This is a genomic window from Neolewinella agarilytica (assembly GCF_900110645.1).
GTDB classification, from domain to species: Bacteria; Bacteroidota; Bacteroidia; order Chitinophagales; family Saprospiraceae; genus Neolewinella; species Neolewinella agarilytica.
In genome coordinates, this window is record NZ_FOFB01000009.1 from 92,538 (window position 1) to 109,813 (window position 17,276).

Here is a 17,276-nt window from a genome sequence, read left to right on the forward strand (position 1 = left end):
GGGTGGCGCGGTCGCAGGTGCGGAGAAAGCTATTTTAAGAGCGATGGAGGGAAAGTGCTGCCACTGCTTCTTAATCCTTTCACTGCACCTGCGGCCCCGCCCTAATAATTGACGGAAACGGCTGGGCTGAGGCGAGACAAGCCGCCGTCGGAGTACACGGCCCGCACCCGGTATTCGTAGTCGGTATCCATTTTCAGGGGGCCGGGGTCGGTAAACTGGTAGGCTGCTTTTTTCCCACTACTCGGCGCTGTAGGCGGCTGGTGCAGGGCAATGATGTCGGGGTTCTTTCCCGGTACATTGCGAAAGATCTCGAAGTGAAGGAATTTGTCGTCTTCCGGAGCATAGGTCCAATCCAGCAGGATGGTGTGCTCGCGGCGATCAGGGGTAGCTTTCACTTTCTTTACCTGCTGACGGATAAAATCGTCGATGACCTTTCCTTGCAGCACATCCGAGCTGGCCCGGAGGCCCGAGCGGTCTATGGCGTCGAGGCGGTATTCGTGCGTTAGGCCCGGCGCCAGGTCGGTATCGCGGTAGTGATCCGCTTCTTTTTCATCCGGAAAGGGTAGCGTCCTGATCAGCTGCCAGACGGTATCGCCCGCTGGTCGGCGGAATAACTCGTGCTGCTCAATGTCGGGCGTACGGCTGGTGGCGAAGTAGAGGTCGAGGTGCTCGGTGGTGCTGGTCACCTCTTTGAGCAAAGGGGCTGCCGGAGCGATGGTGTCAGGCCGTAGGATCTCGATGTATTCGGAAAACGGCGAGGGGTTGTGACGAATGTCGAGGGCCGTAATCTTAGCGTAGAGGGAAGACGTCAGCGTATTGAGGGTCGTTTCACCGATATAGTAGTCGTTAACGAGGGGCGTACTGGTGGCCAGTTTGAACTCTTCCTGTGGCGTGTTAGCGAGCCAGATACGGTAGCCGAGGAGGTCTTCCTCGGTGTTGGCGTCCCAGTTCAGGATCACCTTGCCGTCGTCGGTGATGATGCCCCGCAGGTTGACCGGCGTTTCCGGCGGCGTGGTGTCATTGGGCTGGGCCATAATGACGAAAGAGCGCAGTTCCCGGTTGTACTGGTCGTAAACGGCGATCTGGTAGTAGTTGACGCGCATAGGTGCTTCATCGCGGAAGTTGCGGGCATCGCCGGGGAGTAAGTCGCTTAGCGGTTCGAATATCCCCACTGCATTGTCAGCCCTGAAAACCCGGAAATTGTTGACGGGGATGTCGTTGGGGAAGGTCCAGCTAATGTCGAAGCCTCCTTCCTCGTTCGGGAAGGCCCCGGCGATGGAAGGCGCCGTTTCGGGCAGCGGGTCTTTGCCCATGCCCTGCACGACATTGCTGGGGGGGGCATCCTGGGCGAAGGGTGTGCGGCCGATTACCCGCATGAAATAAGGGCGGTTGTTCTCCGGCAGCGGTACCTGGTAAAAGGCTATGGGCCGTTGGTTCTCTTTGAAGACTGGGACAAAGGGTTCTTCATTGACCCGTTCCCAGCTAACGCCATCGGCGGAAAGTTCAATGAAGTAGCTGGTATAAAAATCCCGGGCGACTTCCACGTCCCAGCTTAGGACGCCAACCTTGTCTTCGAACTCGGCCTCCAGGCTGCTGATCTTCGTTTTTAGTACGTTGGACCCTGCTTTAACGGTGACGAAGGCGCTGTACTTGGTGTCGAGATTAGTGAGGTCTCCCGTGGCTCCCCGGAGGGTATAAATGTAGGTTTCGTTGTCCCGTACGTTGGTGTCGGTATAGCCCAGGCCTAGCAGTGTCGCTGCTTGCCAGGATTGATCTGCGGCGTAGAGCCCGAAACTAAAGCGGTTCTCCTGGTCAGTAGCACCGTTGAAGAGCGCTCCGAGGGATACTTCGTCGGCGTCGTCGGTCTGTGGCAAAAAGCTTTCTCCGTAGATGGCCTGCCCACCGATGGCCACGAAGTCATCCGTCGCTCCGGCAGTCTCGAAGGCTGCTAGCGGTGCGGGCCGCAGGTCTTGGGCTATGACGGTGGTCTGCTGGCGCTCGGCCAGGGGAAGGAGTTTTCCGTCCCGCATCATCGTCTGCCGGCTCAGTTGTAAGCCTTTGGTCCTGACTTGCTGCCAAAGCTGGAAGCTGCCCGGCGCCCAGCGAAGCAGTATGCTGTCGGTAGTCGAGTGCGCAATCATCGCCAGTTGGTTCTCCTGTTGTTGGGCAACCAGTTTCGCCTGGAATGAGAAACAAAACAGTAGCAGAAAGGCCGAAAGCCGTAGGGTGCCCATAGCGTGGTGGTTGGTGTTAATCAATTTCATTTGGGATCAGATGTTGGTAAGTGGAGGAAGGGCTGGTCTGGCCCGGGAGTACGTACTCAATGATCATCTCGTAGTCCCCATCAGGCGGGTAGATGAAATCCCACTCCATGAAGCTTTCGAGACCGGGGTCGGGGTCAGTGCCATTTAGGGTTCTTATGTAGTTGCCTGCCTGGTTCCAGTAGTCGGCGTAGTCGCGGTAGATTTGGTACGGCAGGTGGTATCGGTACAGGACGGGGCGTTTACGAGTGGTGAAGGCTCCTGAAGAGATGTTGTCATTACTCAGGTAGGGCAAGGGCGACAGGCTGTTTTGCCGGAAGAAAACTGCCTTCACCGGAGGCATCCCGTAGGGCTCTTCCTGCCGCCAGCTCAGGTTGAAGTTGTAGGGCGCACCCGCCGGAGAGGGGAAGTTGTCGTAGACGTTGGGCCGGATGCGGTTGTTGAACCAATCGTTGGCGGTAACATTCGGGTTGGCACGGATACGGATTAGGGGGGCGTAATCTTTGCCCTCTCTCTGGAATCCGCTTAATTCATAGCGGTCAAAAACCTCCGGGCCGGAGAGTACTTCCACAAAATCCTTTATCTTAAGGTAAGGGATGGGATCTAGGTTGGCGTCGATCGAATCCGTGAGGGCGCGGTCTTGCATGACGATGAAATCTCGTTTGAGCTCGGCCATCTTGTCGGCGAAATTGTCGTAGTGACTGGTGCGGAAATCGAGGTGATAGACGATGCGTTCTTTGCGGCTGGTCAGCGCACCGTTGGCCTCCTGGGTGGCTAGCAATATCTCGGTGTCGGCGGAGTCAGGTAGGGACCCCTGATCGAGGCTGAGCAGGACTGCATCCGCTGCGACTACGTTGGAGGTCAGGTCGGCATCTTCGCCCACCGGGAGATCGACGATCTCGAATGAGCTGACGACCGAGCGGGCCAGTTCATTGGCGGGGATGGCAAAGTTGAGTTGGTTGTTCAACGCATCGTAGGCATAACTGGCAGCGTTGACTACAGCGCCATCTTGCTGAAAACGGATCTGCTGATTCCACTCGGTCGGGTCAATGTTTTCAAAGAGGTAATCCTGTCCCTGAATGAGTTTTACGTAGCCCCGGTCGCTCTCTTCCACCAGGAAGTTGGCCTGTAAGTTGATCGGGTAGGCGTAGGCAACGTTTTCTTCGGGAATGTGATCTGGCGCGGTACCCGTACGGAAGTAAGCCGAGTCTTCCTGCTCAGGTGGGATGTTCCCGCCTTCGTCAATCAAGCGGAACGGTTCGCCGGAAGACCTGCGCTGGTACAACTCCGATTGGATGTTCACTTTGTAAACCCGGTGGGGAGGTAGGATGTCGCTGGGGATGAAGGCGGCAATTGTCTTGTCTTCGCTCCATTCCAGGCTACCGGGGATGTTAGCTCCGGTAATGGAGTCCGTTACCCGGAAGGATTTCAGGCTGGGCTTGAACTCCATGTACTGGCCCGTCTCGTCGAGTAGTACCGTGCCTTTGTTCATCTCGAAGTTGAAGATGGCCTGGGGGCGGGCGAAAACGCTGCTCTCTTCCGCCGTTTCATTTGGGGTGATGCTTTGAACTAAACGGATGCTTTGATCTCCGGTAGGAACGACCTCACATTCCTGCCCAACTTCAAAGTCGAACTTGCAGTTGCCTTTGATCAAGCCATTCAGTACAGTGAACCGGCCGGCGACCGCTCCTTTTGCCCACATGGGGTTGGGGAGGCGGGCCTGGATCAGGGCGGCGGCCCCGACTTCAAGGATTTTTACCTTGAGTTTCAAGGCTCCGATGGCAATGTCGATGCCGACTTTACCATCCAGATAGCCGTAAAGCTGCCCCGTAGCGTACCAGCCATTGAAGCCGATGGGGTCTGAGTTGTTGAGGTCGTTGGCGCAGCGGGCGTTGAGGCCGTAGTCTTTCAGCATCATATCAAAGCCGACTCCACCGTACAACTCTGCGTAGAAGATCAGAAAGTTAAGCTTCGGCATGTTTAGTTTGAGGCTCGCCCCGAAGAGGAGGCCTCCGGCGTTGGCGAAAGCAGGATCGTCGCGACGGGCGGCGTTGCCAAACGAATCATCACCAAGGATATCGAGCACACGCTGTGGTGGACTGGGGAAGGGGTCCAGAATGGTACCTGCTTCGATATAGGCCGTGAGGATAAGGCCGATGACGTCGATGGAGCCCAAAGGCTTGGATCTTACTGTGTCTGCAGCCGTTAGTGGCGTACTGTTATCAGGGGGTAACTCAGCATCACCGTTACCATCCGCACGGGCGAGGTTGGCCAGTTTACTGACGTCGTAGCTAAGTTTGATCGGGGTGTTGGGCCGTCCGAGGTAGAAGTACCAGTCGTCCTTACTGAAATAGATATTGCCCTCTCCGGCCACGTTGTTGGGGTAGGCGCCCCGGATGTAGGCGATGCCGGGCGGTGCAGCCACCTGCAAGCGCAGGTAGGCGGAGAAAGAGTTGTTCATAAAGTCATAGCCCATATCGAAGAAGAAGGCTACGGCGGGTTTGGGTATGGGGTTAAGTGGCGTCCGGGGCGGCGTCATGATGTTGGCATTGCCCATCAGGCCGATATAGTTGAGGCTCCCGTTCGTATTAAAGATGATTTCAAAGGTTATGTCTCCGTTGAAGACTTCCCTGCGTACGGCACCGATGGCCACCATGGCTTTAATGCCGATGCCTACGCTCTGGTCGGGGACGTAACTAACCCCGGAAAGGGTTTCCCCCAATTCAGTGGGTAATTCCAGGAAATCAGGTACGCTGGAGGAAGGGTCCGTACCGGAAATGAAAGCGTTGGCGAGGTCGGATGCCCCACCGACAACCGCGAGGGTATCGTTTGCAATCGGTGTGTCAGCGGGTATGCTTTCCGCTTCCGAATATGGGAGGCCGTTGTCCCCGAAGCCTTGTCGCTTCATATGGTAACTCACGCCACCCCCGAAGCCGTAGAGTGCCATGCCCGAAGTACCCAGCGTAATGCCCGGGTCGAGCGCCAGCAGGGCGTCGGCAAAGAAGTAACGGTAATTTTCCTGTTTCGTCGGGTTCTTCTTAGTGCCGAACATCGCCGCCACAGCTACCCGGATACCGGGTGTGAAGGACGCCTGAATGCCCCCCTGGAAGCCGGTACCATAAACAGGGTGGGTCTCATAATTTCTGAGGTAACCGGCAAAGGCGAAGCCCGGCCCCTGATAGTTGATCGAAAGCTTATCCAGCCGGACTCGTTTGAATTTCCACTCCTGTTTACGGGTGACCGGGTCTACGTTGACATCACAGATGACGAAGGCGCGGCCGTTGGCCCCGAAACCCTGGTCGTCGCTTTTTACCAGGTTGAGGGTAAGGTCGATGCCGAAGGCGACCTCGTTCTGCGCCTCGTTCTGGAACAGACCTACCTGGTTGAGGGTAAGGGGGAAGCCGGCGACCTTGGATTGAGAATTATCGTTCGACGCAATCGCCCACTCCCCCAAATTTTCGAGATAGGGCGCCCGGGAAGATAACTTGAAGTTCTGAAAAGCGATGTAAGGGACCTTCAGGCTATTGACAGTATCTTGAGGTTCAGAGACGTTGTTGAAGTCAGCACCGCTGGCATCGCTTGCTCCTCCAAAGGCTCCCCCTGCACCTGCGGACCCCGCCGAAGTGTCCGCGCCCTGATCGTTGTTTCCGCCACCCAAACTTGGTTTAAAGGTAATTTTCCCATGCAGCTCTGCCGAAGCAGCGAAGGTATCCTTCGCTGCTATGTATTCCAGCGAAATTTTTGTGTTGGGGTCAAGCCGGACTTCCGCCACGAAGGCGTTCATTGTCAGAGAAGAGTCACGTAAAGCGAGGCTAAAAGCATATCGGCTGCCCGGTTGGATGTGGCAATTATAAGTCAGATTGGCATCTACGGCTGGCACGATCAGTTCGCCCGCAATGGCCAGTTTTTTGAATTGGTTCTGCTGGATGCCTAGTGCTACGGTATCGATGCCGATGGCCCAGGAATCGAGGCGGCCAGTATCAATCGACAAGATGTTGGTGCCAAAAACGGTTCCCGAAAAGCCCGTCTGGTCGATGATCAGGTGCTGGGCCCCGATGGTTACCGGTGGTTCATTTTCTTTTTTGCCCGTCAGGTTGTTCGGGATGCGGATGCGGGCGCCACCCAGATAGAACCCTCTCCATTGCGGGTTTTGCAGACCTGTGCGTAGGGCCGGATCCGGGCTGTCCGTCACCCCGTCGTACACATAACCGGAAGGAAACTGGACTGATGAAGGCGTGCTGGTCGTGGAAAAATCGAAAACGGCATTCTGTACGGAAAATGCCCAGCCTGGCAAGCTGTCGAGTTCAAACGGGGTAATCGAGATGTCCCCCGCAAATTCTCCCCAGCCATCGGCGACGGCGGCGAAGGTGCCAGTGACATAACCGCTGGCGTCCCTTTCGTAGGTATAAGGATCGACGGGTATCGCGACGTTGCGGCACACCTCTACTTTCATGTTGATAGCGACCTGATTGACGCCCTCACAGTCAAAGCGAACGTAAGTGCCATTGCCACCATTGATGGTCAGCTTCATTTTATCATTCCAACTGAAAGAAAGGTCGGAAAGCATTTTCAATTTCGTCTCTCCCTGCAAGCCTGATGGCCCGAAACCGACGCCGATGGCCTGGAAAGCCGTATGCTGATTAACCGAGGGGATAGTAGCAGAAAAATAAGCATTGAGGAAAGCCCCGGTGGGAGTGAACTTGATGCCGTAGATCGCCAGCATATTCGGGGAATTGCCGAGCTTAACCGGGCAACTCACTCCGCCGGAGAGTAGCGACTCGTCTACTGCAGCAGGTACGCCGCCCTGCTTGTCGAACATCCGATCCACCGTCCAAATGAAGTTTGATGACCAGGGGTTGGCCGGGTCGTCATAATCAAGGTAGTTGTAGGGGTTGAAGGCATTCCACGGGTTCCAGATGTTACTGCCATCGTATGGTTTTTCCGCGGTATAGGGGTTGTTGGGGTTGTTGTAGTCAGAGGGCGTATAGCGGGCACGGGAGTTGTTAGGATTGTACTCATTGTAAAACTGGGAATCGTCTACTACCACTCCACCGGTGCCCGTGGTACTGGTGGGGTCGAATGGAATGTAGTGGTTGTTGTAGTCAGGGTTGCCAGAAGCATAGAAGTCATCGCTCTGATAGGCAACGACTGAGGGAGTGTCTCTTGGAGGGCTTGTGTCTCCGCAGAAGTTACGGAGACTGTTGTCTTGAGCATCAAAAATTTCCCCTACGGTCATGAAGCCAGAGAGACTGGAAAGCCCTTCGTCGATGGCCACCACGTTGCCGTCGAACACTACCCGGTCGGAATTGATGAAGAGGTTGTGGAACCGGCAATTGAAGGTCTTGAATAGCCACGGCACCCGCACTTGACCCAGGCCTTTCCATCCCCCATTTTGTGTTTTGGTAGCACTTTGGATTTTCATCTTGAAACCACCAACGGTGACTTCCTGGCCGCGAGTCAGGTCCTGCTGCAGCAGCATTTTGTTGGTTGGTAGCGTAAGACTTTCGATGGGAGCGCTACAGTCAACGGCATCGTCGACCGGAATGCCCGGCGTGGTAAACTCGAAAAGCGGGCCGAAGAGACCACCGCCAACGTTGCTGCAGATCGACTGTACCTGTACTTCATAGGTTGTTCCTTCTAGTAGCTCCCTTAGAAAAACCTGGTTGCGGATGGAAGCTTCCTCGTACCAGTTGGCACCATCCTGTTTTTTTCGGTAACGAATGACGTAGCTGGAAGCAATACCCTCTTGGTAATCCCAGTTGATGCGGGCCGCTTCAGTATTGCTTACATCAGCGGACACGTTTAGTGGCGCTGGGCAGTCGCTGCCATAATCGAAGAAGACCGGCTCACTGTAGCCCGCATTGCGGAAGTTGTTGTTGCCCAGCGGGTCGCGGGCCTGCACCCGGAGAAGGTAGCGGTAGCCGGTTTCCAACTGAGGGAAACTGGCGTCGATTACTGTAGTCGTCAGGCCGTCAATCTGCGTTTCAACCCAGGGCTGCTGGAAGCTGTAAATTTGCTCGGGTGTAAAGTTGGCCGAAGGATCTACCTGGTATATTTCCACGCGATAATCAGTAATGAAAGAAGCTGTATGCCGTGCCTGCCACTGAATGATAAGGTTTTGCGGGTTAAGCGGTAGCTGCTGGCCGGTAGGAGACAGTACCACCGGAGGGTCAAGTAAAGAGGCTTGTACGAAAGTGCACGCCCGGTCCGAGGCTGCTTCCTCCTGTGACCGGTTGTAATCGAAAACCCGTACACATATGGTGTAGGAACCATCGGGCAAGCCTCCGTTCTGGACGTAGGCCTGGCGCGAGTAGCCGGTGAAACTCAGATGATCCAGGTTCAGGTACTCACTCAGCTCAATGCCGCCGAGCTGTACTACCTGTCCGTAATTGAGGTTAATGGGGGTCGGCAACCAGTTGTTATTAGTTTGCAGCCGAACACCGTTACCTTCGATGGTCAGTTCCAGTCTTACCTGGTAGTTACCGTCGTTGCGGTCGTTGAGTAGTAGAGAAACCCCCAGTGAACTATTGAGCGGATCGCCCCATTCACTGATTTGGTTGGAAAATGGAGGCAGCGACTGCACTACAGCAGTCACCGGAAAAGATTGGCCGAAAACGCTAACGCTCAGCAGGAAAATGAAGGTGCCGAAAAGAAGGCGTAGGGAAGACATAACGGGTGTATTGTGTTGAAGCAAAAGCAATAGGTGTTCGTTACTTTTTCTCTGGTGTTGGAGGCGATTCGGTGGCGGGCTTTTCTTTCCGTCCTAAAGCCCCGCCAAAGCTGTAGCCATAGGTCAGCGAACCGTACCACTCCCGGAAGTTGCGGTCGGCCAGCTCGGAGCCAAAGCGGTTGATGTGGTTGGCCCGCAGACCTAGCCGGTGGCTGTTGGCCAGCCGGTAGGTGCCGCCCAGTGAAAGGTTGAAGACGCGGTTGTTGTCACCGTTTTGCTCAGTCAGGCTGAGGGCCGACTGCAGGTGTGTAGCCAGGGCGTTGTTGAAAAAGTTTTTGTTGACGCCCAGGGTAGGAGAGAGGGCATTGTTGCTGATCATGCCGATGTTGGTCCTGTTGTAAGTCAGGCCGGTATTCCACTGCAGGCCTGCCTCAGGGTTGCCAGCAGTGTAGGCCAACGAGGCAATCGTCACCAGACTGTTGGCGTTCGCGTTCACTTCGTCGTTGATAATGTTGTTGGCTTGCTGGCGCATCAGCATCAGGCGGACGGAGGAGGGCTTGTCTTTGTTGCCCAGTTGGCGCATTACCATTACGTTGGCACTCTGGTTTACCTGAGCCAGGAAGATGCTGTCGACGGGCGCGAGCAAGTTCGTGCGAGCCCGCAGTTTGGTGTCGTTGCGGAAGTTGCTGTAGCCGCCGCTCAGCATCCATTTATCGGTAGGGCGGTAATTGAGGTTGGCGGAGGCAATGATGCGGTTGGTGGATTCCTCTTCCTCACTGTCGAGGTTCGTGCGCTCCAGGCCACCATTGACGAAAATCGTCAGCTTGTTTTCCAGGAAATTGCGGTTGAGGCCAAGGGTGATGTTTTCCGAGTCCTTATTAAAGAACAAAGCCCCGAGCGTTCGAAAGCCCCGCGTGATGCGTTCGTAGCGGGCCTGCAATCCGTATTTCTGCTGGTTGTAGGCTAGGCCGATCTGGTAAGCCTGGCCGGTCTGGGTCTCTTCGGTTGGTGAGAAAAGGCCGAGCAGGGAGTTGCCAAAGTTGGTGTCGGCGTCGGTAAGCGGTGCGGCCGAGCGGTTACCGTTGAAGGCGGAGTGGGCCAGCTCACCGAAAAGCGAGATGTTTTTGCCGAGCTGCTGCCGCCCTTCGATACTGATTACCTTGTTGTTCTGGAGGCCGAGAACGGGACCGAGCTCCGTCTGTGGCGGCAGTCCGTCAGCCTCCTGATCGTCGGCGGCGAAGAAATTGGCGTATACGGCGGTCGATTTACCGCCGTAGCCCATCCGAAAGCCATAGCCATTACGTTGATAAAAGCCATTAAGGTCGCCCAGAGTGTTAAGGTCGTTGGCCAGAGCACGGTTCAGTTTGCCATAAAAGCCCGAAAAATGAAACTTGCCGGGTTCCAGCGTAAGCCCTCCCCCCCGGAAGCTGATGCCGCCCATAGTGTATCGGCTAAAGCTCATGCTTCGGTCTCCGGCATGCAGCGTTGCCCACTTGTAGCGGGGACTGATGCCAACAAAGGAATAGGAGGGTAAGCCAAAGTTTTGGTTAGCTTCCGAAAAGACGAAACTGAATGGGGCATTGATGCCCAAAAAGCTGAAGTTAAGATTTGCCCGGGCAACCCATTGGAAGTTGTCCCGCCGGTTAGCAATGCCCACTGCATCGTAAAACTGACTCGTCAGATTAATGCCACCGGTGATGCTGAGCTGCTGCTCTTTCAGGTTCTTTAACCGGTTAACGGTCGCCTCTACATCTTGTGCGGCGCTGACGCAGGATGCAAGCAAAAGAACAAAAAGCAGTGTGTGTCGGGATGAATTGGGCATGGCAAAAGAGCTTTAATCGAATAGGGGGGAAATCGCTTTCTTCCTTATTTGATTCAATTTTAAGCCGTTGCCCGCAAGGAGGAAAGAAGCTCTTTCCGAAGAGGCAGTATTACTTTCCGAAGGTTTTTATCACCAGGTGTAACTACGTGTTTTTCTCTCTTGTCAAGGTTTTTTTCCCATCTTGAGGAATGGCAGCGCTGAAAAACATTCTCTTTCTCCAGATCACCATCTCATTCATACTTGTCTCCTGTTGCGGTAAGCTTTACGGGCAATGGCTCCCCGTTGAAGAGGTGGAAGTCTTACTCCCCAATGGAGATGTCTACGAAAAGTCAATGGAGGTGGTGCATATTGACCAGGCGGGTATGCTATGGATGTCTAGATATCCCGATGGATTGGGCGTTTATGATGGCGAAAAAATGATCCCTTACGGCTTCGAAAACGGCCTCTCCACTAATGTCTGGTACGTCAGTCAGGATGAACTGGGATTCATCTGGCTGGGCACCAGAAACACAGCTTCTGAGAGAGGTGGTGTTCAGCGATCCAGCAAGCCCTTCCTTAATGGAATTCTCCCCAAGGACGGAGTGTTTCTCGATTCTCTGCCCGGATTACCTCTTTTGGATGTAGAGGTCTCTGCTCTTAAGAAGGATGAGCTGGGCAACCTCTGGGCGGCATCAGTAGATAGCTTGCTGATCCGGTATCATGTCGATGCCGAGGGGACTGTTTCTGCTGATACCATTGCACCGCCAACCGGAGTGTTTGGTGGTTTAATGATAGCTTTCAAAGAGCAGCAGGCTTATCTGCTCGACCGGGATGCGAGCCGGCTTTATCGTGTTCCAATCGACTATGAGGTGGGAGACACCATGGAACAAGTAGAACTTCCGGGAAGTACAGTTGGAAACATCCATTTTGGACCCGGTGACCGCCTGTATTGGAAGGGGGCAGAAAGACTGTTTATGGCAGACGCTCCTCTAGCCAAACCGCTGGAAGACATTAAGAATAATATCCGGGAGCTGGAGATGGGAGCTGTGAAGGAAAATTTTGTATTTCCTGATAACGAAACAATGCTGGTTCAATCGACTGGCAATCTGATCGAGATCAACACCAACACACTCTCTATCCGCCGGATTTACGATTCTGCTCTGGACCTCAATGTCAAACCCTTACTCGATATCTTTAAGGGAAGGACCGGTAATATTTGGTTGGCCACCAACGATGGCCTGGCGAGAATGCCGGTAGACTACCGGGCTTATTTGAGCCCGAACCTGCATTCTACCGGCTTGAGTACCGGCCTGGGAGATGAAGCTACTGTACAGGCGGCCCGAATGACCGGACCCGAAGGGAAGTGGCTGACCATCGGTACTTCTCAGGGGCTACTTCTTCGTTCGGAAGAAGGCACCTGGACTGCAGTCGGCGAAGCAGAAGGTTTACCCTATCCACAGGTCTTGGGAGTCGCATCCGATGATGAAGGGCGAATTTGGGCTTCCTCCCGTCAAAGGGGCATCAATTTACTTACCCCCGAATCAAACCCTCACGATATCAGGGTGGCCAGTAAAACCCTCAATTTATTTGACCGGCCTTACCTCATCCATCAGATCCCCTCACTTTCGTCCTACGTCCCAAGTGCATTAAATTTGGAAAGAGCATCTGGTGGAGACCCGGTTCCATCCATCTGGGGAGGGAATGGTACCTTCGGAATGGTACTCTCTGACGATGAGCCCTGGTACCTTTTTACCAAGGAAACAGGCCTGGAAACAGCAGTCCTGACTTTTTATGAAAAAGACGAGCAGGAGCATGTTATTGCCGCTAACATCCAGACGGGTATTTTCCGCTCCAAAGAGCCATTTACCTTCGAGGAAGTGCAGCGTCTCGCAACCAAAGGCAAGGCTGTTTCTAAAAACAGATCCTTTGCTGGCGTCCGGGATACGGGGCTTTTTGAACACATTCCCCTGATTTGGAATGATGTTGTATTCCCCGCCATAACGATCATACGAAAATGGGAAAATGAGCTCTGGGCTGGTGTTCCCGGTGGAGTATTGATCCTTGATCTTAATACGCTTAAAGCCCGGGAATTCGTCTCTTTGCAAGACACCTTACGCACGCCCACTGACATTGCTTTTGATCCAGACCGAAACCGGGCGTGGGTTGTCACCGGTTTGGGTCTGTGTGAAGTGCATTTGGAGAACTACGAATTACTCAATGTCATCCGTAAAGCAGATGGCCTTCGTGGCGAAATCGGATACGGACCACAGTGTACGGTACTAGACGAAACCGGAACCATCTTTTTCGGGTCTGAAAAAGGGCTGGCGGCTTATCGTCCGGAGTTAGCAAGGCACGCAAAAGACTCCTTTGCCCTCTACGTGAGAGAAAACGATTTATACCAGAATGGCTGGGGAAAAAATGAAGCTTATTTCAGTTATGCTGCCCTGGATTATGATAACAGGAAAAAACAATATCAAACCAAACTGGAAGGCTACGATGAAGAATGGTCGGATTGGTCTAAAGACGCCAGCCTTCGGTACACCAACCTGCCCGCCTACCTGTTCCCCAAGGTCTATAAATTCAGGGTCCGGTCCCAAACAACGAACGGAGATTGGGTGGAGAACGAGGTTCCGACTAAGATCGAAGTCTCTCCCCCCTGGTACCTGACTTGGTGGGCGGCGCTCATTGGTCTGGGCTTACTGGCCCTGATGATCCGTTGGTTCCTGCGCTTCCAGCTTCGCCGACAGGCAGAGGCGCTGGCCCTCCAGGAAGCCGCAGTAATCAAACAACAGCGCGATGAGATCCAAAAGAAGAGCGATCAGAACGAGTTGCTCCTTAAGGAAATTCACCATCGGGTGAAGAATAATCTGGAGGTAGTCTCCAGCTTGCTGGAGCTACAATCGGCAGGCCTTACCGATTCGGAAGCGCGCGACGCGATGCAGGCCGGCCAGAGCCGGGTGCAAAGCATGGGGCTGCTCCATCAGAAACTGTATCAGGGAGAGAACCTGGCGGCCATTGAAATGAAAGGCTACTTCGGAGAACTGGCAAGTAGCTTGCTGGAGTCTTTTGAGGCCGAAGAGAAATTAAAGGTAAAGGTGGATATGGCCCCCCTGGAACTGGATGTTGACACCGCTGTCCCACTTGGCCTCATCATCAATGAGTTATTGACCAATACCATTAAGTATGCTTATACGGAACAAGGCGAGGGCGCAGCCGCAGGTGCAGTGGAGGTTAAACTGAGCAAGGAGACGAAGAAGACCTATCGCCTTACCGTTAAGGATAATGGCAAGGGCAAGGACTTTGCTGCCGGGGCCACCGGCACTGGTTTCGGCAGTCGACTGGTCAATTTACTTACCCGGCAGCTGGGAGGTACCCTAACCGAAGAGAATGACGGTGGATTGAAGACAGAGGTGCTTTTTGAGGTAGCGGCTCCTCCGGAATGATTGATCAGGGAAGGTTTTTTTGCTTCGGAAAGTGAAACTGCCCTTTCGGAAAGGACCCCAATGGAAAGAAGGCCCGATCCGTGAATATTGGTCATAGTAAACAAATACGTTATGACTTTTCAGCACGGACAACTCTCCATCACCTCTGATCCCCGATCTCCCAACCCTTGCCAGGATCGTATTTACATCCACTACAAGAAACGTATGATTAGGATTATGACTTCTGATATCCGCTATGTGGAAGCACACCGTGCTTATTGCCGGCTGGTCACCACTGACGGGCGGGAGTTTACCCTTTCCCTTGCCCTGGGGGTGTTACAAAAGCAGCTGCCTTCTGATAATATCGTTCGCGTCCATCGTTCCTACCTGGTTAATGTCTTACACATCGACCAGATTGAGGACGGTACAATTTTATCCGGTAAGCAGCTTCTTCCGTTGAGCAGAAGCTGTCGGGCTTCGTTGCTGGGGCGCCTCAGGGTTATTGGCAAGTGAGTCTCAAGGCCGGATGGCCTGAATGATATAGGAAAGACATTTGTTTAGAATGAACCCTATCGTGTAGGAGGGAGTCAGGGACGTGCTTATCTTCGCTATCGTGAAAGCTCAATTGCCTAAGAACGAACTCGCCAGACTCGAGAATCTCAGGCGCTACAACATCCTCGACAGTGATCGCGAGCAGGAGTATGATGACCTGACCTTTATTGCTTCTCAGATATGTGGGGCTCCGGTCTCTATGATCAGTTTAATTGATAAGGACCGGCAATGGTATAAATCCACACTGGGAGTTGACCCTGACTTACGGGAGACCGGTCGGGATATTGCTTTCTGTGCCCACTCTATCCTTGATCCTGAACACCCAACGGTCGTTAAGGATATGCGCAGCGATGACCGGTTTGCGGATAATCCCTTTGTGGTGGGGAGCCCTCGCGCCGTTTTTTATGCTGGCGTGCCTCTGCTAACCCGGGAAGGGTATGCGCTGGGAACGATCTGTGTGCTCGATTTGCAACCCCGTGAACTAACGGAAGACCAACTGGATGCCCTGCGCCGGCTGAGCCGGCAGGTAGTAAAGTTGCTGGAGCTACGGCAGGCGTTACAGCAAACTGAAGCGAAGCATAATCAGCTTGAGTGGTCTCACAATAACCTGAAGGAGTTTTGCCAGTTGGTGGCTCATGACCTGAAAGCCCCCCTACGGAGTATTCAGCAATACACCGAACTATTGAGGGAGGATCATCAAGACTGTTTGAACGAAGACGGGCTGAAGATGCTGGGCACTCTGGGAGCGCTTTCGGCAGATGCCAGGGAAATGGTTCAGGGCGTATTACGCTACAGCGTAGCGTTTAATGGTCTTGATGACAACATCGGGCGGGTGGACCTGCATGCAGTAATAGATACACTGAGCAAACGGCTGCAGCCTTCTGCCGGCAGCCGTATAGAATTCGTGGGAGAGGTGAGCCACCTGCAAACCTCAGAGCTAGCCATAGAGCATATTCTGCAAAACCTTATCGGGAATGCGCTCAAGTTCAGCGACAAAACCGATACGCTGGTCCGGGTCAGCTGTACCAAAGCCGGCAGTAAATATGAAATAGGCGTAGCTGATAACGGCCCGGGTATTGCGGAAGAGGAACTGCGAAAAGTTTTCTCTATGTTTTACACAACGGCCCCGGCGAAAGGCGGAGAAGGACACGGAGTGGGGCTTACCATCGTGAAAAGAATGGCGGAAATGTTAGGGGGTACGGTGAGTTTGTCCTCTACGGTAGGAACCGGCAGTGTTTTCACGGTGACTCTGGAAGCCTGATTTTTGTTGATCAGAAGGCGCGGTACGTACCCTTCCTGAAGTAGTCATTTTCAGTTCTGTGCGAAATTTTGACTGTTTTTCAGTGACTTATAAAGGTTGCTGTTGAAAAATAAGTTGTAAAAGGCTTGTTTATCGAGGCTAAAGCATCTACCTTTGCAGCCGCTTAAGCGAGGACACCCGGAAAGGGAGGAATTTGCCTGGGTGATAACACAAATAAAATTAAGCAATACAGTGGATACACTTAGCTACAAGACCAAGTCGGCCAATGCCGCATCGGTGGAGCGCCAGTGGCACGTAATTGACGCGGAAGGAGAGATTGTAGGTCGTTTGGCCTCTAAGGTCGCTACCGTTCTTCGCGGCAAGCACAAGCCGGACTTCACCCCTCACTTTGATAACGGCGATCACGTAATCATCGTAAACTGTGATAAGGTTCGCTTTACGGGAGAGAAGTTCACCGATAAGGAGTACCTCCGCCACACCGGTTACCCCGGTGGTCAGCGTAAGGCAACCCCACGTGACCTGATGGCCCGCAAGCCAGAACGGATTCTTGAAATGGCCATTAAGGGCATGCTGCCTAAGACCAAGCTTGGTCGTGCGCAGATCAAGAAGCTGCACATTTACGCCGGTGCTGAGCATCCGCACTCCGCTCAGAAGCCGACGGAACTCAAATAAAGGGTTGCAAAGGGACAAAAGGAATAAAGAAGTAAGGGGGTACACAAGCCCTGCATTTCAACATTTATTGCACCTGCGTCCGCGCCCAAAAAATAAAAAACCCGGGACAAAGCCGGAATTGGATACCCTCCTGTTCTCTTTTCTCCCTTAATCCATTACTTATGGAAAAGATCAATGCCATTGGCCGACGCAAAGCTTCCGTAGCACGCGTTTACCTCTCTCAGGGGTCCGGAAAAATTACCATCAACGGTAAAGATTACAAAGAATACTTCCCCCAGAAGCACCTTCAGCCTGCGATCGTTCAGCCTTTCAGCATCATCGAGGTGGACAATGCTATCTATGATATCATGGTCAACGTTGCCGGCGGTGGTATCAAAGGACAAGCAGAAGCTATTCGCATGGGCATCAGCCGCGCGCTGGTGAAGCTCAACGAAGATTTTCGCAGCCCGCTTAAGAGCCAGAAAATGCTTACCCGTGACGCCCGCGTTGTGGAACGTAAGAAGTACGGTAAGCCCAAGGCGCGTAAGAGCTTCCAGTTCTCTAAGCGTTAATTTCTGGTTGCAGGTTAGAGGTTACAGGTTGCCTTGTGACTTACCTACCTCATTGACCTGCAACTTCCAACCTGCAACTTGCAACT

Annotated in this window: 8 protein-coding genes; 5 read left to right on the forward strand and 3 right to left on the reverse strand. The window is 53.6% G+C overall.

Annotated elements, in window-relative coordinates:
• Positions 1 to 101: 101 nt before the first annotated feature.
• Genes BM123_RS09795 through BM123_RS09805 form a run of 3 tightly spaced genes read right to left on the reverse strand, consistent with a single transcriptional unit; the run spans position 102 to position 10,753 of the window.
• Positions 102 to 2,264 (reverse strand): fibronectin type III domain-containing protein, encoded by a 2,163-nt coding sequence (locus tag BM123_RS09795; RefSeq protein ID WP_139211828.1) that lies wholly within the window; start codon positions 2,262 to 2,264, stop codon positions 102 to 104.
• Positions 2,251 to 8,931, reverse strand: coding sequence for a fibronectin type III domain-containing protein (locus tag BM123_RS09800; RefSeq protein ID WP_090167786.1), 6,681 nt, complete (start codon positions 8,929 to 8,931; stop codon positions 2,251 to 2,253). The genes BM123_RS09795 and BM123_RS09800 overlap by 14 nt, the downstream gene beginning before the upstream one ends.
• Before the next feature lie 40 nt (positions 8,932 to 8,971).
• Positions 8,972 to 10,753, reverse strand: a complete 1,782-nt coding sequence (locus BM123_RS09805) for a TonB-dependent receptor (protein WP_139211829.1) — start codon at positions 10,751 to 10,753, stop codon at positions 8,972 to 8,974.
• 188 nt (positions 10,754 to 10,941) lie between these two features.
• On the opposite strand from BM123_RS09805, the gene BM123_RS09810 reads away from it, so the two are divergent.
• The 5 genes from BM123_RS09810 to rpsI all read left to right on the forward strand — a co-directional run bounded on the left by BM123_RS09810 (position 10,942) and on the right by rpsI (position 17,190).
• Entirely contained in the window at positions 10,942 to 14,175 is a 3,234-nt protein-coding gene (locus BM123_RS09810) for a histidine kinase dimerization/phosphoacceptor domain -containing protein (RefSeq protein ID WP_090167791.1), read from the forward strand.
• Positions 14,176 to 14,286: 111 nt separating this feature from the next.
• Positions 14,287 to 14,667, forward strand: coding sequence for a LytR/AlgR family response regulator transcription factor (locus BM123_RS09815; protein ID WP_090167793.1), 381 nt, complete (start codon positions 14,287 to 14,289; stop codon positions 14,665 to 14,667).
• Positions 14,668 to 14,767: 100 nt separating this feature from the next.
• Positions 14,768 to 15,967 (forward strand): GAF domain-containing sensor histidine kinase, encoded by a 1,200-nt coding sequence (locus BM123_RS09820; RefSeq protein WP_175489316.1) that lies wholly within the window; start codon positions 14,768 to 14,770, stop codon positions 15,965 to 15,967.
• Positions 15,968 to 16,198: 231 nt separating this feature from the next.
• A complete protein-coding gene (rplM, locus tag BM123_RS09825) occupies positions 16,199 to 16,639 on the forward strand; it encodes a 50S ribosomal protein L13 (RefSeq protein ID WP_090167796.1) in 441 nt (146 codons plus the stop codon).
• A 161-nt stretch (positions 16,640 to 16,800) separates the two neighbouring features.
• Positions 16,801 to 17,190, forward strand: coding sequence for a 30S ribosomal protein S9 (rpsI, locus tag BM123_RS09830; RefSeq protein ID WP_090167799.1), 390 nt, complete (start codon positions 16,801 to 16,803; stop codon positions 17,188 to 17,190).
• Positions 17,191 to 17,276 lie beyond the last annotated feature (86 nt).

Bases quoted from the DNA above. Each gene is read 5' to 3' on its own strand.
- BM123_RS09810 (WP_090167791.1), top strand. From the start codon at position 10,942: ATGGCAGCGCTGAAAAACATTCTCTTTCTCCAGATCACCATCTCATTC.
- BM123_RS09815 (WP_090167793.1), top strand. From the start codon at position 14,287: ATGACTTTTCAGCACGGACAACTCTCCATCACCTCTGATCCCCGATCT.
- BM123_RS09795 (WP_139211828.1), bottom strand. From the start codon at position 2,264: ATGAAATTGATTAACACCAACCACCACGCTATGGGCACCCTACGGCTT.
- rpsI (WP_090167799.1), top strand. From the start codon at position 16,801: ATGGAAAAGATCAATGCCATTGGCCGACGCAAAGCTTCCGTAGCACGC.
- BM123_RS09800 (WP_090167786.1), bottom strand. From the start codon at position 8,931: ATGTCTTCCCTACGCCTTCTTTTCGGCACCTTCATTTTCCTGCTGAGC.
- BM123_RS09805 (WP_139211829.1), bottom strand. From the start codon at position 10,753: ATGCCCAATTCATCCCGACACACACTGCTTTTTGTTCTTTTGCTTGCA.